General features: G+C 67.7%; 2 protein-coding genes and 1 pseudogene. All 3 read right to left on the bottom strand.

Features of this window, described 5'->3' with window-relative positions; genetic code table 11:
• Positions 1–346: 346 nt before the first annotated feature.
• Complete coding sequence (locus ACR2JA_RS02100; RefSeq protein ID WP_434007482.1) at positions 347–1,894, bottom strand: methyl-accepting chemotaxis protein; 1,548 nt, start codon at positions 1,892–1,894, stop codon at positions 347–349.
• A 78-nt stretch (positions 1,895–1,972) separates the two neighbouring features.
• The gene (locus ACR2JA_RS02095; protein ID WP_434007481.1) at positions 1,973–2,431 is read right to left on the bottom strand and encodes a cache domain-containing protein; all 459 of its coding nucleotides are present in this window, start codon (positions 2,429–2,431) and stop codon (positions 1,973–1,975) included.
• 101 nt (positions 2,432–2,532) lie between these two features.
• Positions 2,533–2,715 (bottom strand): annotated as a pseudogene (locus tag ACR2JA_RS02090) (methyl-accepting chemotaxis protein); the annotation flags it as partial.

Raw genomic sequence — 2,715 nt, 5'->3', positions numbered from 1 at the left:
TCGATGCCGTATTCCTCCGCCCCCAGGCGGAAGGTCAGGAATTCGGCGTGTGCGCCTGGTTGTGCGCCCACGTGGCGGCCGCTGGTGGCGCTGGCGTTGGTGTTCATGTCCATGGTGGTCGGTCCTTGAAAGACGGAAAGGGTTCATGGACTATCGGCCGGAGCGGCCCGCTCTGAAGGCGGGATAAACACCTCAAAGCCTGCGCAAACCCTTGTTTCCACAAGGAAAGCGGCACAAAGTGTTCACTTCTGTCCGGGGGCCGACGGACGGGCCCACAACGCCAACGGGCGTGCCGGCCAGTGCATGGCCGACACGCCCGTCCAGGCCCGCCCCGGCGCGACCAGGTTCAGGCGCGTGCGCCGTCCACGCGGAACACCGCCACCGCCGACGACAGCCGCGCCGCCTGCTCCTTGAGGCTCTCGGCCGCCGCCGCGCTTTCTTCGACCAGGGCCGCGTTCTGCTGAGTCATCTGGTCGAGCTGGCTGACCGCCACGTTCACCTGGCCGATGCCCTCGCCCTGCTCACCGGCGGCGGCGGTGATCTCGGCGATGATGTCCGTCACGCGCTGCACGCTGGCCACGATCTCGCCCATGGTCTGGCCCGCCTCGTCGACCAGCCGCGTACCCGCATCGACCTTGTCCACGCTGGTGCCGATCAGGCCCTTGATCTCGCGCGCCGCCTCGGCGCTGCGCTGCGCGAGGTTGCGCACCTCGGCCGCCACCACCGCGAAGCCGCGGCCCTGTTCACCGGCGCGCGCGGCTTCCACCGCGGCATTGAGCGCCAGGATGTTGGTCTGGAAGGCGATGCCGTCGATCACGCCGATGATGTCGTTGATCTTCTTGCTGCTGTGGTTGATCTCGTCCATGGTCGAGACCACCTGGCTGACCACCTGGCCCCCGCGCACCGCGATGGCCGAGGCATTGGCGGCCAGCTGGTTGGCCTGGCGCGCCGCGTCCACACTGCTTTGCACCGTCCCGGTCAGCTGCTCCATGCTGGCCGCCGTCTGCTGCAGGCTCGACGCGGTCTGCTCGGTGCGGGCGGACAGGTCCTGGTTGCCCGAGGCGATCTCGGCACTGGCCGTGCCGATGCTGTCGGACGCCGAGCGCACGTGGACCACCGTGCTCAGCAGCGAATCCTTCATGGCGGCCAGCGCCCGGAGCAGTTCGCCCAACTCGTCTTTCCGATCGGTGTGCACGGCCAGGGTCAGGTCGCCGCCGGCCACGCCGCGCGCGATGCGGGACGCCTGGTCCAGGGCCTGCGCCACTTTGCGCAGCACCACCCAGGACATCGCCACCACGGCGGCGGCCGCGCCCAGCGACAGCAGGCTGAGCAACCAGTGCAGGCGCGATGCATCGGCGGCCTTGCTGTCCGCATCGGCGTTCGCGTGCTGCACCAGCTTTTCCTGCGTCGCACTCAGCGCGCCGCTCAAGCCGGTGTAGGCCTCATCAGCCCCCTGCATGGCCGCCACGCCGGTGTTCGGGTCCACCGACGCGAGGTCGATCGCGCCGTCCACCTTCTTGAAGTAGTCGCCCACCTGCTGGCGGGCCTGTTCCATGCCGGTGCGCAGCTCGCTGCCCGGGGGCTCCTTGGCCATTTGCTGGTCCAGCTGCGCCAGCGTCCGGGTGCTGCGCTCGGCCAGTGCCTTGCGCTTGGCCTGGATGGTCGCTTCGTCCAGCGAACCGATGATGGTCATCATGCGGTAGACCTCGACGTGGGCCTGGTTCACATCGGCCTGCAGCGCCCCCAGCGACCGGACTTCACCAATGTGGTCGCCAAAGGCCGCCACCGCCTGCGCGTTGGAGCGGCTGAGCAGCCAGGAGTCGACCTGGCCGGCGGCCAGCACGACGACCGCCGTCACCACCGGTGCCAGCAGGAGTTTGTGACCCAGTTTCATGGGATGTCCTTGTCGTTTTGGGGGAGAAGCCGGCGTGCCTGGGCGCACACCAGAGGGGATCGCGGACGCCGCCGACGCTTACTTGTAGACGCCGCCGCAGACCACGGTCTCGTCCAGCTTTTCGCAGTACATGGCCTTGGGTTCGATCTTCTTGGTCTCGGGGTTGGTGAACTTGTAGTCCTGCCAGAAGCTGGCCTTGGTCTTGGCCATTTCCACGCGCTCGCGCACGAAGGGCTTGCCGTCGATGTCCTTGAGGTCGATCAGGTTCTTGCCGATCATCTTTTCGTTGGCGCCGTGGGCGTGCACCGTGCCGTCCAGGCCATAGACCACCAGGTACAGGTCGTCCTTCTTGAACTGGCCGGCCTTGTTGCTGATCTCGGCGTAGCCCTTGTCTTTGCCGTTGGCCTTGATGAAGGCCACGCCCTTTTTGACCATGGCGGTGGCGTCTTCGGGTTTGGCCTCGGCGTGGGCGGTCAGGCTGGCACAGGCCAGGGCCAGGGTGGAGGCGGTGGTGAACAGGGTGCGGGCAAAGGTCATGGTGAACTCCAGTGGTGGTGGTGGTGGGTGGGTGGGAGATATGAAAAACAGGGAAGGGACGGCGGGGAGAGAGGTGGCGGAAAAGGGGGTGTCGGGCTGGGTCAGGCGGGGCTGCGGTCGACGCGGAACACGGCCACCACCTGGGCCAGGCGCGCGGCCTGGTCCTTGAGGCTCTGCGCCGCCGCCGCGCTCTCTTCCACCAGCGCCGCGTTCTGCTGCGTCATCTGGTCGAGCTGGTTGACCGCCACGTTCACCTGGCCAATCCCGTCGCTCTGCTCGCCCGC

This window comes from Hydrogenophaga sp. (assembly GCF_051007235.1).
In the GTDB taxonomy this organism is placed as follows: Bacteria; Pseudomonadota; Gammaproteobacteria; order Burkholderiales; family Burkholderiaceae_C; genus Hydrogenophaga.
This window is presented reverse-complemented; position numbering and strand designations above follow the sequence as displayed.